At 63.5% G+C, this 16,335-nt stretch carries 18 protein-coding genes; 12 read left to right on the top strand and 6 right to left on the bottom strand.

The window, feature by feature from the left end:
- Positions 1-10 precede the first annotated feature (10 nt).
- A complete protein-coding gene (locus KY379_RS16510; RefSeq protein WP_133328202.1) occupies positions 11-871 on the bottom strand; it encodes a PHP domain-containing protein in 861 nt (286 codons plus the stop codon).
- A 67-nt stretch (positions 872-938) separates the two neighbouring features.
- Here KY379_RS16510 and KY379_RS16505 point away from each other — a divergent pair, with 67 nt between their 5' ends.
- From KY379_RS16505 to KY379_RS16480, 6 genes are all read left to right on the top strand, one after another.
- Positions 939-1,532: a septation protein A gene (locus KY379_RS16505; protein WP_133328200.1), complete on the top strand. Its 594-nt coding sequence runs from the start codon at positions 939-941 to the stop codon at positions 1,530-1,532.
- Between the two features lies 1 nt (position 1,533).
- Entirely contained in the window at positions 1,534-1,833 is a 300-nt protein-coding gene (locus KY379_RS16500) for a YciI family protein (protein ID WP_133328198.1), read from the top strand.
- Positions 1,834-1,974: 141 nt separating this feature from the next.
- The gene (locus KY379_RS16495) at positions 1,975-2,361 is read left to right on the top strand and encodes a translation initiation factor 2 (protein ID WP_133328196.1); all 387 of its coding nucleotides are present in this window, start codon (positions 1,975-1,977) and stop codon (positions 2,359-2,361) included.
- Positions 2,362-2,368: 7 nt separating this feature from the next.
- Entirely contained in the window at positions 2,369-3,046 is a 678-nt protein-coding gene (locus KY379_RS16490) for a response regulator transcription factor (RefSeq protein ID WP_133328194.1), read from the top strand.
- A 105-nt stretch (positions 3,047-3,151) separates the two neighbouring features.
- Positions 3,152-3,568 (top strand): Spy/CpxP family protein refolding chaperone, encoded by a 417-nt coding sequence (locus KY379_RS16485; protein ID WP_133328192.1) that lies wholly within the window; start codon positions 3,152-3,154, stop codon positions 3,566-3,568.
- A gap of 60 nt (positions 3,569-3,628) precedes the next feature.
- The gene (locus tag KY379_RS16480; RefSeq protein WP_133328190.1) at positions 3,629-4,969 is read left to right on the top strand and encodes a sensor histidine kinase; all 1,341 of its coding nucleotides are present in this window, start codon (positions 3,629-3,631) and stop codon (positions 4,967-4,969) included.
- Between the two features lie 99 nt (positions 4,970-5,068).
- Here the strand turns inward: KY379_RS16480 and KY379_RS16475 are convergent, their stop codons facing one another.
- Positions 5,069-5,626: a nitroreductase family protein gene (locus KY379_RS16475; protein WP_261240866.1), complete on the bottom strand. Its 558-nt coding sequence runs from the start codon at positions 5,624-5,626 to the stop codon at positions 5,069-5,071.
- A 193-nt stretch (positions 5,627-5,819) separates the two neighbouring features.
- On the opposite strand from KY379_RS16475, the gene KY379_RS16470 reads away from it, so the two are divergent.
- Entirely contained in the window at positions 5,820-7,274 is a 1,455-nt protein-coding gene (locus KY379_RS16470; protein ID WP_133328186.1) for a TrkH family potassium uptake protein, read from the top strand.
- Here the strand turns inward: KY379_RS16470 and KY379_RS16465 are convergent.
- The gene (locus KY379_RS16465) at positions 7,231-8,292 is read right to left on the bottom strand and encodes an AraC family transcriptional regulator (protein ID WP_133328184.1); all 1,062 of its coding nucleotides are present in this window, start codon (positions 8,290-8,292) and stop codon (positions 7,231-7,233) included. The two genes, KY379_RS16470 and KY379_RS16465, sit on opposite strands and share 44 nt — an antisense overlap.
- A 152-nt stretch (positions 8,293-8,444) precedes the next feature.
- Here KY379_RS16465 and KY379_RS16460 point away from each other — a divergent pair, with 152 nt between their 5' ends.
- Entirely contained in the window at positions 8,445-8,756 is a 312-nt protein-coding gene (locus tag KY379_RS16460) for a DUF962 domain-containing protein (RefSeq protein ID WP_133328182.1), read from the top strand.
- Positions 8,757-8,831: 75 nt separating this feature from the next.
- Positions 8,832-9,722: a DMT family transporter gene (locus tag KY379_RS16455; protein ID WP_261240867.1), complete on the top strand. Its 891-nt coding sequence runs from the start codon at positions 8,832-8,834 to the stop codon at positions 9,720-9,722.
- Here the strand turns inward: KY379_RS16455 and KY379_RS16450 are convergent, their stop codons facing one another.
- On the bottom strand, positions 9,723-10,004 hold the full coding sequence (locus KY379_RS16450) for a SelT/SelW/SelH family protein (protein ID WP_133328178.1): 282 nt from the start codon (positions 10,002-10,004) through the stop codon (positions 9,723-9,725).
- Between the two features lie 67 nt (positions 10,005-10,071).
- Between KY379_RS16450 and KY379_RS16445 the strand changes: the two genes are divergently transcribed.
- Positions 10,072-12,258, top strand: coding sequence for a patatin-like phospholipase family protein (locus KY379_RS16445; protein ID WP_261240868.1), 2,187 nt, complete (start codon positions 10,072-10,074; stop codon positions 12,256-12,258).
- Positions 12,259-12,282: 24 nt separating this feature from the next.
- On the opposite strand, the gene KY379_RS16440 is transcribed toward KY379_RS16445, so the two are convergent.
- Both KY379_RS16440 and recQ read right to left on the bottom strand, forming a co-directional pair.
- Positions 12,283-12,720 carry a MarR family transcriptional regulator gene (locus tag KY379_RS16440; RefSeq protein WP_133328174.1) on the bottom strand — a complete coding sequence of 146 codons (438 nt, stop codon included), beginning with the start codon at positions 12,718-12,720 and terminating at the stop codon, positions 12,283-12,285.
- A 139-nt stretch (positions 12,721-12,859) separates the two neighbouring features.
- Positions 12,860-15,004: a DNA helicase RecQ gene (recQ, locus tag KY379_RS16435; protein WP_261240869.1), complete on the bottom strand. Its 2,145-nt coding sequence runs from the start codon at positions 15,002-15,004 to the stop codon at positions 12,860-12,862.
- 246 nt (positions 15,005-15,250) lie between these two features.
- On the opposite strand from recQ, the gene KY379_RS16430 reads away from it, so the two are divergent.
- Both KY379_RS16430 and KY379_RS16425 read left to right on the top strand, forming a co-directional pair.
- A complete protein-coding gene (locus KY379_RS16430) occupies positions 15,251-15,838 on the top strand; it encodes a YecA family protein (RefSeq protein ID WP_133328170.1) in 588 nt (195 codons plus the stop codon).
- 6 nt (positions 15,839-15,844) lie between these two features.
- A complete protein-coding gene (locus KY379_RS16425) occupies positions 15,845-16,210 on the top strand; it encodes a YbaN family protein (protein ID WP_196171829.1) in 366 nt (121 codons plus the stop codon).
- Positions 16,211-16,335 lie beyond the last annotated feature (125 nt).

Below are 16,335 nucleotides of genomic sequence, written 5' to 3'. Positions count from 1 at the left end.
GTCATCCTGTTCATACCGCCAAAGGCTGTTCATGGCTGAATCGGCGCCACAGGGGTGGCAGGTCCTCGGGCAATGGCCGATAGGCACCGATCTCGCCCCAGGTGCCGGGGCCGTGGAAGTCACTGCCAGCGCTTGCCAGCAGCCCGAACTCACGGGTAAGGATGGACATCGTGCCCACTTGCTCGGCCGGCATCATCCCATTGACCACTTCAAGTGCCTGTCCACCTGCCTGAATATAGTCGGCAATCAGGCGTCTGCGCTTGCTGCGGGTCAGGTCGTAATGCATCGGATGGGCCAGGCTCACCCATGCGTTGGACCGGCGCAGCGTGGCAACGGTTTCCTCGAGGGTTGGCCAATGCAGCTTGACGTCGCCCAGCTTGCCGGCGCCCAGCCACTTGCGAAACGCCTCGCCGCGATCTTTGACGTGGCCGGCGCGCACCAGAAACTCGGCAAAATGCGGCCGCGCCGGAGCATTGCCGCTGTCGCCCAGCTCCTGCTGCACGGCCCGTGCGCCCTCAAGGGCTCCGGGCATGCCCTTGCCAGCCAGCCGCTTGTCGATTTCCTCGGCGCGTAACCAGCGGCCGCGGTGCAAGGCTTCGATGGCTTCGAGCAAGGGCGGTGCATCCAACGGGAAGTCGTAACCCAATATGTGGATGGTCGCCCCGCCCCAGGTGCACGACAGCTCCACCCCACTGACCCAGCGCATGCCCTGCTCGTGACAGGCCTGGCGTGCCTCGGCCAGGCCTTCGAGGGTGTCGTGATCGGTCAGCGCCAACGTTTGCACCCCATGCTCGAAGGCCCGGGCGACCAAGGCCGAAGGCGACAGGGCGCCGTCGGAGGCCGTGCTGTGACAGTGCAGATCAACATTCATTTAGGAGCACTTTCGCTGGATGGGATGTTTGTTATTATGCCGTCACATCCTGATTCTGGCTGCCATTGTGAAACAATTCATCGATTTCATCCCGCTGCTGCTGTTCTTCATCGTCTACAAGCTCGACCCGCGCCCCCTGGAGGTCGCCGGCCACAGCTTCGAGTTCGGCGGCATCTACAGCGCCACGGCGATGCTGATCATCAGCTCGCTGGTGGTCTATGGCGCACTGTTCCTGCGCCAGCGCAAGCTGGAGAAGGGCCAGTGGCTGACCCTGGTAGCCTGCCTGGTGTTCGGCGGTCTGACCCTGACCTTCCACAGCGAAACTTTCCTCAAATGGAAGGCGCCGGTGGTCAACTGGCTGTTCGCGCTGGGCTTTGCCGGCAGCCACTTCATCGGCGACCGGGTGCTGATCAAACGCATCATGGGCCACGCCTTGACCCTGCCCGATGCCATCTGGACCCGTCTGAACCTGGCCTGGATCGGCTTCTTCCTGTTCTGCGGCGCAGCCAACCTGTTCGTCGCCTTCACCTTCCAGGACTTCTGGGTCGACTTCAAGGTCTTCGGCAGCCTCGGCATGACCGTGCTCTTCCTGGTGGCGCAAGGTGTTTACCTGTCGCGTCACCTGCATGACACCCCCACCACTTCCAAAACCAAGGACTGACATGCTCTACGCCATCATTGCCAGCGACGTCGCCAATTCCCTGGAAAAGCGCCTGGCGGCCCGCCCGGCGCACATCGAGCGCCTGCAGCAACTCAAGGCCGAAGGCCGCGTGGTGCTGGCCGGCCCACACCCGGCGATCGACAGCAACGACCCGGGTGAAGCCGGGTTCAGCGGCAGCCTGATCGTCGCCGAGTTCGACTCCCTGGCCGCCGCCCAGAGCTGGGCCGATGCCGATCCGTACATTGCCGCTGGCGTGTACGACAACGTCATCGTCAAGCCATTCAAGCAAGTGCTGCCCTGAGTCGACACCGCCCGTTACCTTTGGGAGCGGGCTTGTTGGGGCGCCGAACCGCCGCGAACAGAGCGATACGACCTCATCGACTCATAAAATCCGGCCCGCAGCCGACAACCTCCTGAAATCCATACCGCCTCAGGAGGGCCCATGCGCCAAGGTCAGATGTTCCTGCTGTTTTGCCTCATGTTGCTGTCGCCATTCGCCCATGCCGAACAACCCCTGTCGCTGGAAGCCGGTGCGCGCCTGACCGAGCTGCAACAGCGCCTGGATGACAGTGAAAAGCAACGCGAGGCGCTGACCCGGCAGTTGGAAGACAACAACAGCCAGCGCGAAAGCGCCCAGCTCACCCGCCTGCGCCAGGACAACCAGAGGCTCAAGCTGGCGATCCAGCAATTGCAGGCCGCAGCTCCACAACAACTGCTCACCGACAAGCAACAATGGTTTCTGATTGGTTCAGGCGTTGCACTCTTGTCGGCAGTCTGCGGTATCTTTGCCAGTGGCGGACACAGAAGACGCCGTCAATGGTTGAATTGAGTGAGTCATGAGCGAGTTGCTACTAATTGATGATGACCAGGAACTCTGCGAGCTGCTCGGCAGCTGGCTGAGCCAGGAAGGTTTTGTCGTCCGCGCCTGCCACGATGGCCAGAGCGCGCGTCAGGCGCTGGCCGAGCAGGCGCCGGCGGCGGTGGTGCTGGATGTGATGCTGCCCGACGGTAGTGGCCTGGAGTTGCTCAAGCAACTGCGCAGCGAACACGCCGAACTGCCGGTGCTGATGCTATCTGCCCGTGGCGAACCGCTGGACCGGATTCTCGGCCTGGAACTGGGTGCCGACGATTACCTGGCCAAACCCTGCGACCCTCGCGAGCTCACCGCCCGCTTGCGTGCCGTGTTGCGCCGCAGCCATCCCACAGCCACCACCACCCAACTGGAGATCGGCGACCTGGCCTTCAGTCCGGTCCGCGGGGTGGTCAGCATCGATGAGCGGGAAATGAGCCTGACCCTGTCCGAGAGCCGCATCCTCGAGGCGCTGCTACGCCAGCCAGGCGAGCCGCTGGACAAACAGGAACTGGCGCAGATCGCCTTGGGACGTAAGCTCACCCTCTACGACCGCAGCCTCGACATGCACGTGAGCAACCTGCGCAAGAAGATCGGCCCACATGCCGATGGCCGACCGCGCATTGTCGCGCTGCGCAGCCGCGGTTATTACTACAGCCTTTGAGTACGGGCCTTTACCAACCCTTTACCCTGAACTGACTGCGCTTGACCTTGATCTCCCTAGACTGGGCTCATCCGGTAATCACCGGCCCATGAAAGGAGAGACACCATGCGCAAGACCCTTATCGCCCTGATGTTCGCCGCCGCCCTGCCAACCGTTGCCATGGCCATGCCTGATGGCGGCCCACGCCACGACGGCCCGCATCACCGCGGTGACGCGCCTTTCGCCCAGCTGGACCTGACCCGCGACCAGCGCCAGCAGGTCGGCAAGCTGATGGGTGAACAGATGAAGGCCCAGCGCGACATCACCAAGCGCTACCTGGACAAGCTGCCGGCCGCCGACCAGAAGGCCATGAAGGACGAAATCAAGGCCAGCCGCGAGAAAACCGACAGCCAGGTACGCGCCCTGCTCAAGCCTGACCAGCAGAAGAAGTTCGACGAACTGCAAAAGGAACGCGCCGCTCGCCAGGCGGAGTGGAAGGAGTTCCAGGCCTGGAAAGCTGAAAAAGGCGGCAAGGCCCAGTAAGCTGTCCCCATCCATGCCCGGCCCGCGCCAAGCGAGCCGGGCTTTTCACGTTCACAGGAGGTGCTCTTGCGTTCTCTGTTCTGGCGCATTCTGGCCAGCTTCTGGCTGGCCATTGCCCTGGTCGCCGGCCTGTCCATCCTGTTGGGCCACATGCTCAACCAAGACGCCTGGATCCTCAGCCGCCACCCAGGCATCAACACCCTGGCCGCTCGCTGGACCCAGCATTACGAGCAGGAGGGCTTGGCCTCGGCCCAGCAGTTTCTCGAACGGCGCAAGCAGCGCTACAAGATCGACGTTCAGGTACTCGACGACAGTGGCCAGGCCGTAGTGCCAGGCACCTTCCCACGTCGCGCAGCAGCGTTCGAGGCGCGCCAGCACAATGATGAGCGTCACCTGCCCTGGCGCCGCCTGACAGAGGAATACACCAGCCCCACCAGCGGCGAGACCTATCTGCTGATCTACCGCATTCCCCACCCCGAGCTGGATGCCTGGCATCGCGAGAGCCTGCTCTGGCCGTTGAGCGCCTTGGGCATTGCCTTGGTGGTGCTGACGTTGTTCAGCCTGCTGGTGACGCTGTCGATCACCCGCCCGCTGAGCCGCCTGCGTGGTGCCGTGCATGACCTGGGCCAGACCAGCTACCAACAGAACAGCCTGGCGCAACTGGCCGGGCGGCGGGACGAATTCGGCGTATTGGCCAACGACTTCAACAAGATGGGCGCACGCTTGCAGAGTTTGATCGGCAGTCAGCGCCAACTGTTGCGCGACGTTTCCCACGAACTGCGCTCGCCCTTGGCCCGCCTGCGCATCGCCCTGGCCTTGGCCGAGCGCGCCGAACCCGAGCAGCGTCAGGCTCTCTGGCCACGCCTGACCCGCGAATGCGATCGCCTGGAAGACCTGATCAGCGAGATTCTCGCCTTGGCCCGGGTCGACGCCGAGCAGTCCCACGCCGAGCCTGTCGACCTCAACGCCTTGCTCGGCAGCGTGCGCAAGGACGCCCAGCTCAGCGCGCCCGAGCAAGAGGTCCGGCTGGAAGCCCAGCCTGGGCTGACCCTGCAAGGCTGGCCAACCCTGATCGAACGGGCCGTCGACAACCTGGTGCGCAACGCCTTGCGCTTCAACCCCCAGGGGCAACCGATCGAAATCCACGCCAGGCGCGATCAGGAGCGCATCGTCATCAGCGTGCGCGACCATGGACCGGGCGCAGCGCCGGAGCATCTGGAGCAATTGGGAGAGCCGTTCTTCCGTGCGCCGGGGCAGGAAGCGGCGGGACATGGGCTGGGCTTGGCGATCGCGCGCAAGGCCGCGGAGCGCCATGGTGGCAGCCTGGTGCTGGAGAATCATCCGCAAGGAGGGTTCGTGGGCCGCCTGGTGCTGCCGTTGGTGGTGGCGACCGGCAGTTGAGAATCGGCCGGGACTACCGGCCTATTCCCGGGCAAGCCCGCTCCTACAGGGACCGCACCTTCCTGTGGGAACGGGCTTGCCCGCGAAGGGGACTCTGCGCTACTCGCCCCAGGCGCTGACGAATTCAGCCGTCTCCAGCACCGGCGCCGTACGCGGCTCGGTCAGTGGCGTGCCGACGTACAGATAGCCAACCAACTCCTCATTCTCGGCCATCCCCAGCCCCTTGTGCACATGGGCATCGAAGGCCATGTCGCCGGTGCGCCACACCGCGCCGATGCCCTGGGCATGCGCCGCGATCAGGATCCCATGGGCTGCGCAGCCTGCCGCCAGGCGCTGCTCGCTCTTGGGCACCTTGAAGTGGTCTTGCAGCTTGGCGATCACCACGATCAGCAAGGGTGCGCGCAGCGGCATGGCGCGCGCTTTGTCCAGCGCTGCCTGACTGGCATCGCCCTTGGCCTGCAACGCCTCGGCGAACAGCTCGCCGAGTTTGTCCCGAGCCTGGCCTTCGATGGTCAGAAAGCGCCATGGGCGCAGTTGGCCATGGTCCGGTGCACGCAAGGCGGCCTGGAACAGCGCCTCACGCTGGGCAGCGTTGGGGGCGGGATCGGTCAGGCGTGGCACGGAAACACGGTTGAGCAATGCGTCGAGAGCCTCCATCGGCTACCCTCCTGGCAGGTAAATGTGCGGCCATTCTCAAGCTGCAAGCTGCAAGCTGCAAGCTGCAGGTAGGAGCAGGAGCAGGAGCAGAGCTACACATAGCGCTTTTTCTTGTAGCTTGCTGCTCGTGGCTTGCAGCTAACCGACCCATAGGTAGAATGGCGCCCTTCCGTTTCGAGTCAGAGCAGATCACATGGCGTTGCCGACCTTAAGGATCATTGGTTTCATCATCGGCATCTTCCTCATCACCCTGGCCGTGAGCATGGCCGTCCCCATGGCGACGCTGGTGGTCTTCGACCGTACCGCCGACATGCACTCGTTCCTTTGGTCCAGCCTGATCACCTTCGTCGCCGGCCTGGCCATGGTCATCCAGGGCCGTCCCGAACACGTGCACCTGCGCCCTCGCGACATGTACCTGCTCACGGTCAGCAGTTGGGTGGTGGTCTGCATTTTCGCCGCCCTGCCCTTCCTGCTCACCCAGCACATCAGCTACACCGACGCGTTCTTCGAGAGCATGTCCGGCATCACCGCCACAGGGGCCACGGTGCTCAGTGGGCTTGACCGCATGTCCCCGGGCATTCTCATGTGGCGTTCGATGCTGCATTGGCTCGGCGGTATCGGCTTCATCGCCATGGCCGTGGCGATCTTGCCCCTGCTGCGCATCGGTGGCATGCGCCTGTTCCAGACCGAGTCTTCGGACCGTTCGGAAAAGGTCATGCCGCGCTCGCACATGGTGGCCAAGTCGATCGTCGGGGTGTATGTCGGGTTCTCGGTGCTGGGCGCGCTGGGCTTCTGGTGGGCAGGCATGAACCCGTTCGATGCCATCAACCATGCGATGTCGGCGATCTCCACCGGCGGTTTCTCGACCTCCGACCAATCCTTGGCCAAGTGGGACATCCCGGCGGTGCACTGGGTCGCGGTGGTGGTGATGATCCTTGGCAGCCTGCCGTTCACCTTGTACGTGGCGACCCTGCGGGGCAACCGCAAGGCGCTGATCCGCGACCAGCAGGTTCAGGGTCTGCTGGGCATGCTGGTGGTGACCTGGCTGGTGCTGGGCACCTGGTATTGGTACACCACCAACCTGCACTGGCTCGATGCGCTGCGCCACGTCGCGCTGAACGTAACCTCGATCGTGACCACCACTGGCTTCGCCCTGGGCGACTACAGCCTGTGGGGCAATTTCTCGCTGATGTTGTTCTTCTACCTGGGTTTCGTCGGTGGCTGCTCCGGATCGACCGCCGGCGGCATCAAGATCTTCCGCTTCCAGGTGGCCTATATCCTGCTCAAGGCCAACCTCAATCAACTGATCCATCCGCGTGCGGTGATCAAGCAGAAGTACAACGGTCACCGTCTCGACGAAGAGATCGTGCGCTCGATCCTGACCTTCTCGTTCTTCTTCGCCATCACCATCTGCGTAATGGCCTTGCTGTTGTCACTGCTGGGCGTGGACTGGATGACGGCGCTGACCGGCGCCGCTGGTACAGTGTCGGGTGTGGGCCCAGGCTTGGGCGAGGTGATCGGACCCTCGGGCAACTACGCCAGCCTGCCGGATGCCGCCAAGTGGATTCTCGCCGGCGGCATGCTGCTTGGCCGCCTGGAGATCATCACGGTGCTGGTGTTGTGTATGCCTGCATTCTGGCGTCATTGACGGAGGGGGCGTCCGCTCCCAGCCGCGCCCGATACTCACTGGGCGTGACATCGAACCAACGACGGAACGCCCGGTAGAAATTACTGGGGTCGGCGAAGCCCAACAGGTATGCGGTTTCCAGCAGAGTCATGCCCGGCTGGGCGAGATACTGCTCCGCCAGTTCGCGTCGCGTATCGTCCAGCAGAGCCTGAAAGCTGGTGCCCTCTTCCTGCAGTCGGCGCTGCAGGGTGCGTTGCGACAGGTGCAGGGCCTGGGCCAACGTTTCGCGCTTGGGCTCGCCCTGGGGCAGGATGCGGCATAGCACCTGGCGCACCCGATGGGTCACGCGGCTTTCCGAGAAGCGTGCGAGGTATTCACCGGCAAAACGGTCGTGAAGGATCGCCATCGCCTCATTGGCGGTGGGCAGCGGCGCCTCCATGTCGGCACGCTCGAACACCAGCGCATCGCGCGGCGCACCGAACACCAGCGGACAGTGGAACGCAACCTTGTAGGGTTCGACATTCTTCGGCTGCGGCCCCTGCACCATCACCCGCACCGGCTGGATAGGCCGCCCACTGAGCCAGGTGCACAAGGCCAGCGCACAGGCCAGCGATGCCTCGGCACTGTGACGGGTAGGCGGGAGGTGATCGCCATGCACGGTCAGTATCAGCGAGTAGCCCTCAGGGCCCAGCAGGAAACTCAGATCAGAGCTTTCGGCAATGATGCGCTGGTAACGCACCAGGCGCTCGAAGCCCTCCGCCAGCGTACGACTGGACATCAGCGCGTAACCCACCACATGGAACGAGGCTGGACGTACCACTCGCGCCATGTTCAGGCCTATGGCGTCGTTGCCCGACAGCTCTACCGCCAATTGCCAGAGGCGGGTCATGTCATCCTGGGGAAAGCGCGCATCGGGATCGTCGAGGGCGGCAAAATCCAGCCCGAGCTGCTTGAACATGGCCGGGCAGTCGAGCCCTTCGAGCTCGAGTGCCTTGACGATCCCTGATGCCCAGCTGGCTGACGTGGTTCTTTCGCTCATGACAGGCTTCTTTCGCTGACCGCTCCATGCGGTAACCCAAGGATACTCAATTGGCGCCCATTGTCACTGGCCGGCTCCGCCAATGACTCTAGACTCGAATCAGGCTCCACGCCGTGTATCCTGTCAAAAAGCGTTAATACTGGAGCGATGCCATGAACAGCTCAGCGCAGTTTCGCAGTTTTGCCGAGTTCTACCCCTACTACCTCGGCGAACACAGCAATCCCACGTGCCGACGCCTGCACTTCGTCGGTACCAGCCTGGTGATCGCCCTGCTGGCCTACACCATCGGCAGCGGCAAGTGGCTGTTGTTGCTGGCAGTGCCGGTCTTCGGCTATGGCTTCGCCTGGGTCGGACATTTCTTCTTCGAGAAAAACCGCCCGGCCACGTTCACCCACCCGTTCTACAGCCTGATCGGCGATTTCGTCATGTTTCGCGACATCTTGCTGGGGCGCATCAGCCTGTAGCTGCGCGACAGAGGTGGTCCGCCGGGGAAGGCAGGTTAAACTGCGCCGGCAAGACTTGCAGCCACAAGGACCACCATGAACCACCGCACTGCCCTCGGCGCCCTGCATGTCGGCGCGCTGTTCTTCGGCCTGACCGGCGTCTTCGGCAAACTGGCCGCCAGTGCCAACCCCACGCAGATCGTCTTCGGCCGCGCGGCTTTCGCCGTGCTCGCCTTGGGCCTGTTCGCCAGCCTCGCAGGCCCAGGCTGGCGTCGTCTGAACCGTCAGGACCTGCGCCGCCTTTTACTTGGCGGGATGCTGCTGGCCGGACATTGGGTGAGTTTCTTCATCGCGGTCAAGGTCGCTGGCGTGGCCATCGCCACTCTGGGTTTCGCCAGCTTCCCCGCCTTCACGGTCATCCTCGAAGGGCTGCTGTTCCGTGAGCGCATCCGCCGCAACGAGGTGCTCTTGGTACTGCTGGTGAGTATTGGTCTGGTACTGGTCACGCCGCAGTTCGACCTGGCCAGCGAAGCCACTGGCGGTTTGCTCTGGGCCCTGCTGTCAGGCCTGCTGTTCTCGCTGTTGTCGCTGACCAACCGCGCCGGTTCCGGTCGTTTGCCTGCCGTGCAGGCCGCCTTGTGGCAGAACCTGGTGGTGGGCCTGTGCCTGCTGCCTTTCGCTGCGCCGGGCCTGACCGAGATCACCTCCATTGACTGGCTGTGGATCGCCCTGCTGGGCATCTTCTGTACCGGCGTGGCGCACAGCCTGTTCGTGGCCAGCCTGGCCGTGATCAAGGCCCGCACAGCCGCCGTGGTATTCGGCATGGAACCGGTCTATGGCATCGCCGTCGCCTGGCTGGTGTTCAACGAGACGCCCACCCTACGCATGCTGGCCGGGGGTGCGCTGATTATTTTCGCCATCGTCCTCTCCAGCCGCCTGGCCGCCGAACAACCGCCACGCCCGCACGAAGCAGCGCAGGGTGCCTGATCAGCGATCGTTGTGGCCCAGGTCGCGCTGCGGGTCGATCTGGTCGCGCACCCGCTGCTTGAGCTGCTTGGCTTCTGGGAAGCCACCATCGGCCTTGCGCTCCCAGATCTGCACGCCGTTGCAGGTAATCCTGAATATACCCCCGGTGCCGGGTTCGAGGGCGACTCGACCAAGGTCGTCGCTGAAGGTGCTGAGCAGCTCCTGGGCCAACCAGGCAGCGCGCAGCAGCCACTGGCACTGGGTGCAATAGGTAATGACAATTTCCGGCTTGGCATCGGCCATGGTCGCGGGTCTCCGGGTGAGTGGTTGCTTATACTAGCGGTCTTTACCTCCCGGTTTGAGACTCACGATGCGCCGTTTGCTGTTCTGCCTGTTGTTGACGCTGACCACCTGCACGGTTGTCGCCGCCGAGCCGGTCCGGCCGAAGGTCGGCCTGGTGCTTTCCGGCGGCGCCGCCCGAGGGCTCGCCCACATCGGCGTGCTCAAAGCACTTGAACAACAGGGGGTACACATCGATGCCATCGCAGGTACCAGCATGGGCGCGGTGGTCGGCGGCCTGTATGCCTCCGGTTACAGCGTCGAGGAACTGGAAAAACTGGCTACCACATTGGACTGGCAGCAAGCGCTGTCGGACGCCCCGCCGCGCAAGGATGTACCCTTCCGACGCAAGCAGGACGACCGCGACTTCCTGGTAAAGCAGAAGCTCAGCTTCCGTGATGACGGCAGCCTTGGCCTGCCGCTGGGAGTAATCCAGGGTCAGAACCTGGCCCTGCTACTGGAAAGCAAGCTGGCGCATACCGCCGATATCCGCGACTTCGACAAACTGCCCATTCCCTTTCGCGCGGTGGCCACCGATATCGCCAGCGGAGACAAAGTGGTGTTCAAGCGTGGGCACCTGGCCCAGGTGATCCGCGCCAGCATGTCGATCCCAGCGGTATTCGCCCCGGTCGAGGTCGATGGCCGGTTGCTGGTCGATGGCGGCATGGTCGACAACATCCCGCTGGACGTGGCGCGGGACATGGGTGTGGACGTGGCGATCGTGGTCGACATCGGCTCGCCCCTGCGTGACCGCAAACAGCTGGCGACGGTGGTGGACGTGCTCAACCAGTCGATCACCCTGATGACCCGGCGCAACTCCGAAGAGCAACTGGCCAGCCTGCATCGCGACGACATACTCATCCAGCCGCCACTGGCGGCGTTCGGCGTCACCGATTTCGGCCGTGCCCGCGACATGATCGACGCCGGCTACCGTGCCACCGAGCTACTGGCCCCGCGCCTTGCGGCGCTGCGCCGGCCTGAGGGCGACGCCAGCCTGGTGGCCGCTCGTTCCGCCGGCCAACGTACGCCGTTGATCACCGCAATCAAGGTGGAGAACGACTCCAAGGTCAGCGACGACGTGATTCGCTACTACATCCGCCAACCCGTTGGCCAACCTCTGGAACTGGATCGGCTGCAGACCGACATGGGCACGCTTTACGGCCTGGACTATTTCGACAGGGTTCATTACCGGGTCGTGCACAAAGGCGACGACAACACCCTGGTGATCACCGCACGGGGCAAGCGCGGCGGCACCGATTACCTACGCCTGGGCCTGAACCTGTCTGACGATCTGCGTGGCGATAGCGCCTTCAACCTCGGCGCCAGCTACCGCGTCAACGGCATCAACGAGCTGGGCGCCGAGTGGCTGACCCGCGCGCAGATCGGCGACCAGCAGGAGCTCTACAGCGAGTTCTACCAGCCGCTGGACGTGGGCTCACGCTATTTCATCGCGCCTTACCTGGACTTCGGCTCGCAAAACATCGAAGCCACCCTGGACAACGACCCGATCGCCGAATACCGCCTGGAGCGCTACGGTTTCGGTCTGAACCTCGGTCGCCAGATCGGCACCTATGGCGAAGTGCGCCTGGGCGCGGGCAAGGCCTGGGGCGAGGCCGACGTGCGCATCGGCGATCAGGACTTGCCGAAAGTCAGCTTCAACGAGGGCTTCTACGAGCTCAAATACTCGTTCGATACCATGGACAACGTGTACTTCCCGCACAGCGGCGAGGACATCGGGCTGACCTTGCGCAAGTACGACAAGTCGCTGGACTCCGACGAGGACTACCGCCAATGGTTGTTCAACCTGGACAAGGCGATCAGCAGTGGGCCGAACACGTTCGTGCTCGGCGGGCGCTACGGGCGCACCCTGGACGATACCGAGGTGGTCACCTCGAGCTTCGTGATCGGCGGTGCCCGCGAACTTTCAGGCTTCCGCCAGGACTCGGTATCGGGACAGAACATCAGCCTGCTGCGCCTGGTCTACTACCGACGCCTGACGCCAAGGGCTTATGTGCCGCTGGACTTCCCGTTGTACATAGGTGGCTCGCTCGAGCGCGGCCGGGCCTGGAACAACGACAACGCCTTTGACAGCGGCTATATCAATGCGGCGAGCATCTTCCTGGGCATGGAGACACCGCTGGGGCCACTGAACCTGAGCTACGGCGCCAACAGTGCCCACGAACAGGCGGTGTACTTGAACTTGGGGCATACCTTCTGAGCTGCAAGCTGCAGCGGTAGCCCCTCAAGCCTTGTCGAGGTTGGCCAGGATCTTGGCATGCACGCGCATGCACACTTCCAGGTCGGCCGGTTCGATGCCCGTGAACAGCTCCAGACGCAGCGCATTGGCGATGGTCTCGATCTGCTCGATCATAGGCCGGGCTGGCGGACACAGGGCAATCTTCTTCGCACGGCGGTCTTCCATCACGGCCAGGCGCCTGACCAGGCCCTGGTTTTCCAGGCTGTCGAGCAGGCGCGCGAGGGTCGGGCCCTCGACGCCCACACTCTGGGCCAGTTCACGCTGGGTCGGCGGCTCTTCGAACCGCGACAGGTGCAACAACACCAGCCAGCGCGCCTGGGACAGGTTGAGCCCGGCCAGGCGGCGATCCAGTTCAGCACGCCAGCCTCGGGACATCTGGGCCAGTTGCATACCGAAGCGGTGTTGGTTGTCGTTCAGGGGCATAGAACACTCATCGACTAGAACTAATTATTAGGCAGCTAACCATGACCGCACCGAACAGGCAAGGTTAGCCGCTTTGCTGAACGCTGAAAATCGTCAAAAAGCATGACAAAGGTCAGCACTTGACCGATATGCCCCTCGATCAGAGCTCGAACTCCGCCGCCAGTGCCGCCCGTACGCAATAGAGCACGCCCTCTGGGACCCGAGCACCGAACAGCGGAGCGATGGTGGTCACCGCCGGCAGCTCGCCTTCGCCATCGAGGAAGGCGTCCTGCACCTCCATCATCAAGTCTTCCGGCAGGTCCAGAGCCTGCTCCAGGCTCAGTTCCTGACGGCCAATGGCTTCGGCCAGGAGGCTGTAGACGTTCTTCTCGCTGCAGTTCAACTGCCCGGCAATCTGCGCCGGGGTCATGCCTGCACGGGCCAGGCTGACCAATTCGTGGCGCAGGTCGAGCACCACCTTAGGCGCCTCTTCGGTGCCGCCGGCGCCATTGAGCACTTCGAGGAAGGCCTGACCATAGCGCTCGAGCTTGCGTGCGCCGACGCCGCTGACCTGGGCCATATCGCTGAGGCTGGTGGGCTGGCTGCGCAACATTTCGAGCAGGGTCGAGTCGGGGAAGATGACGTAGGGCGGCACGCTGTGCTCCTCGGCCAGCTTGCGCCGCAAGGTGCGCAAGGCCTCCCAGAGTTCGCGCTCTTCGGCCCGAACCAGTTGGCTCGCCGGGCTGCCACCGCTGGAGGATGTCTTGGCCACGGTTTGCGGCTTGAGGTCGCGCCGCAGTTGCAAGGTCACCTCGCCCCGCAACAGTGGTCGGCAGCTGTCGGACAGACGCAGGCCACCGTAGCCCTCCAGGTCGATGTCGACCAGGCCACGGGCCACCAATTGGCGGAACAACGAGCGCCACTCGGCCTCGGCCATGGCCTTGCCCACACCGAACACCGAGAGTTTCTCGTGGCCGAAGTTGCGCACCTTTTCGGTGTCCTTGCCCAGCAGGACATCGACCAGGTGCCCCACGCCATAACGCTGACCGGTGCGGAACACCGCCGACAAGGCCTGACGCGCAGGTTCGGTGGCATCCCAGGTCTGCACCTGATCCACGCAGTTGTCGCAATGCCCACAGGGCTGTTCGAGCACCTCATCGAAGTAAGCCAACAGCGCTTGACGGCGGCAGCGGGTTTCTTCGCACAGGGCCAGCATCGCATCGAGCTTGTGCTGCTCCACCCGCTTATGCCGCTCATCACCCTCGGAGTTCTGCAGCATCTGCTTGAGCATCACCATATCCTGCAGGCCGTAGGCCATCCAGGCATCGGATGGCAAACCGTCACGACCGGCACGGCCGGTTTCCTGGTAATAGGCCTCGAGCGACTTGGGCAGGTCGAGGTGGGCAACGAAGCGCACATTGGGCTTGTCGATGCCCATGCCGAAGGCGATGGTGGCGACCATGATCAACCCCTCCTCGTTGAGGAAGCGGTGCTGATTGGCTGAACGGGTCTCGGCCGGCAGGCCTGCGTGGTACGGTAAAGCCGGGAAGCCCTGGTCGCAGAGGAACGCAGCGGTTTCGTCGACCTTCTTGCGCGACAGGCAATAGACGATGCCGGCGTTGCCCCGCCGTTCGCCGAGAAACGCCATCAACTGCTTGCGTGGCGCCTCCTTAGGCACGATGCGATAGAAGATGTTGGGCCGGTCGAAGCTCGACAGGAAGCGCTCGGCGCCCTGCAGGTGCAGGCGCTGGACGATTTCCTCGCGGGTCCGCATGTCGGCGGTGGCAGTCAGGGCGATGCGCGGCACATGGGGGAACAACTCGGCCAACTGGCCCAATTGCAGGTATTCGGGACGGAAGTCGTGACCCCATTGCGACACACAGTGGGCTTCGTCGATGGCGAACAGGGCGATGTCCAGGCCGCGCAGGAACTCCAGCATACGCGGCTGCACCAGGCGCTCCGGCGCCAGGTAGAGCATCTTCACCTCACCACGACGCAGGCGCCCGGCCAGGTCGCGCTGTTGCTCGACGCTCAGCGTGGAATTCAGGGCCGCAGCGGCCACGCCCAGCTCATCGAGGGTGGCGACCTGATCGTCCATCAGCGCGATCAGTGGCGACACCACGACAGTCAGGCCCTGACGCAGCAGACCCGGCACCTGGAAGCACAGCGACTTGCCGCCACCGGTAGGCATCAGCACCAGGGCGTCGCCGCCATTGGCCACGCATTCGATGATTGCAGCCTGGCGCCCACGGAAACTGTCGTAGCCGAAGATATCCTTGAGAACCCGCTGAGCCTGTTCGAGCATGTGCAACTCCAATATCGCCGTACCATCCTGGACCAACAGGCTGGACGAAAAACCCGCCCCGCACACGTCGAATGCGTAAGCAGCTTTTGCCAACAGGCGGCAAAATCCGCCCCTGGATGAAAAGCCGCGGAGTATACCGCAGAGAGGGGGCGCGCAGTGCGCGGCACTGACAGACGTTCCCTTTGCCCCGCCGTCGCTGCAAGGTGCTAGAATTCACTATCGTTTATTCCCCAAGGTAGCCCTGTAATGTCCTTCGCCGAGCAACTGACCCGCCTGCAAGCCTTCCTCGATGCCGATGAGCTGCACGAAGAAGCGCTGGACTACGTCGCCGCCCATGGCTACCTGACTGCCTTGTCGATCTCTGCCGTCGAGGTTCCCGAGCGTGAGTGGATCGACGCGCTGTTCGCCGAGGAGCCGCACTACGCCAGCGACGCCCAGCGTACCGAGATCGAGGCGACCCTGGTCGCGCTCAAGGCGCACATCGCCCGCCAACTGGCCAGCGACGAGGAATTCGACCTGCCCTGCGACCTGGACCTGACCGACGAGCCAGACGATTCCGACCTGCGCGGCTGGTGCATCGGCTTCATGGAAGGTGTTTTCCTGCGCGAGGAAGCCTGGTTCGAAGACGCCGAGGAAGAAGTCAGCGAGATGCTGCTGCCGATCATGGTCGGCTCGGGCCTGTTCGACGAGCAGCCTGAATTTGCCGACATCGCCAGCAACGCCAACCTGCAGGACGACATGATCGTGCAGATCCCCGAGGCGTTGTCTGCCTTGTTCCTGCTGCTGCACGCACCTGACGAAAAGCCGGCGCTGCTCAAGCCACGTCATCACTGAGCCGCGATGCGCTACCTGCTGCTGGCCATCGGCTGGCTCAGCGTTGCGTTGGGGGTCGTGGGTATCTTCCTGCCGGTGTTGCCCACCACCCCGTTTCTGCTCCTGGCGGCCGCCTGCTTCGCACGCAGCTCGCCGCGCTTTCACCATTGGCTGGTCAATCACCCCCAACTGGGTCCATGGATCCGCGATTACCTGAGCGGTGAAGGCATCCCCCTCAAAGGCAAGGTCTACGCCATCGGACTGATGTGGGCGAGCATCGGCCTTTCATGCTATCTGGTGCCGCTGTTCTGGGCCCGAGCGTTCATGCTGACCAGTGCGGTGCTGGTGAGTGTGTATATCCTCAGGCAGAAGACACTGCGTAGGCCGGGGTGAGGCTGTCGGGCCCTCATTGTCAGCATTATTCCTCCGCAATTCACGAAACTTTAAATCGAGCTTTCCTACACGCTTTTAGGAAGCCCAAAGGTCCTCTGAGAATCGGTTCCCCGCTAGTGTGAAAC

It is taken from the genome of Pseudomonas sp. HD6422 (assembly GCF_025377065.1).
Lineage (GTDB): Bacteria > Pseudomonadota > Gammaproteobacteria > Pseudomonadales > Pseudomonadaceae > Aquipseudomonas > Aquipseudomonas putida_U.
The sequence above is the reverse complement of the archived record's forward strand: the minus strand, read 5'-3'. Positions and strand labels throughout refer to the sequence as shown.

Bases quoted from the DNA above. Each gene is read 5' to 3' on its own strand.
- recQ (WP_261240869.1), bottom strand. From the start codon at position 15,004: ATGCTCGAACAGGCTCAGCGGGTTCTCAAGGATATCTTCGGCTACGAC.
- KY379_RS16445 (WP_261240868.1), top strand. From the start codon at position 10,072: ATGCGCCGTTTGCTGTTCTGCCTGTTGTTGACGCTGACCACCTGCACG.
- KY379_RS16470 (WP_133328186.1), top strand. From the start codon at position 5,820: ATGGCGTTGCCGACCTTAAGGATCATTGGTTTCATCATCGGCATCTTC.
- KY379_RS16460 (WP_133328182.1), top strand. From the start codon at position 8,445: ATGAACAGCTCAGCGCAGTTTCGCAGTTTTGCCGAGTTCTACCCCTAC.
- KY379_RS16485 (WP_133328192.1), top strand. From the start codon at position 3,152: ATGCGCAAGACCCTTATCGCCCTGATGTTCGCCGCCGCCCTGCCAACC.
- KY379_RS16455 (WP_261240867.1), top strand. From the start codon at position 8,832: ATGAACCACCGCACTGCCCTCGGCGCCCTGCATGTCGGCGCGCTGTTC.
- KY379_RS16430 (WP_133328170.1), top strand. From the start codon at position 15,251: ATGTCCTTCGCCGAGCAACTGACCCGCCTGCAAGCCTTCCTCGATGCC.
- KY379_RS16465 (WP_133328184.1), bottom strand. From the start codon at position 8,292: ATGAGCGAAAGAACCACGTCAGCCAGCTGGGCATCAGGGATCGTCAAG.
- KY379_RS16425 (WP_196171829.1), top strand. From the start codon at position 15,845: ATGCGCTACCTGCTGCTGGCCATCGGCTGGCTCAGCGTTGCGTTGGGG.
- KY379_RS16500 (WP_133328198.1), top strand. From the start codon at position 1,534: ATGCTCTACGCCATCATTGCCAGCGACGTCGCCAATTCCCTGGAAAAG.
- KY379_RS16440 (WP_133328174.1), bottom strand. From the start codon at position 12,720: ATGCCCCTGAACGACAACCAACACCGCTTCGGTATGCAACTGGCCCAG.
- KY379_RS16495 (WP_133328196.1), top strand. From the start codon at position 1,975: ATGCGCCAAGGTCAGATGTTCCTGCTGTTTTGCCTCATGTTGCTGTCG.
- KY379_RS16510 (WP_133328202.1), bottom strand. From the start codon at position 871: ATGAATGTTGATCTGCACTGTCACAGCACGGCCTCCGACGGCGCCCTG.
- KY379_RS16490 (WP_133328194.1), top strand. From the start codon at position 2,369: ATGAGCGAGTTGCTACTAATTGATGATGACCAGGAACTCTGCGAGCTG.
- KY379_RS16450 (WP_133328178.1), bottom strand. From the start codon at position 10,004: ATGGCCGATGCCAAGCCGGAAATTGTCATTACCTATTGCACCCAGTGC.
- KY379_RS16475 (WP_261240866.1), bottom strand. From the start codon at position 5,626: ATGGAGGCTCTCGACGCATTGCTCAACCGTGTTTCCGTGCCACGCCTG.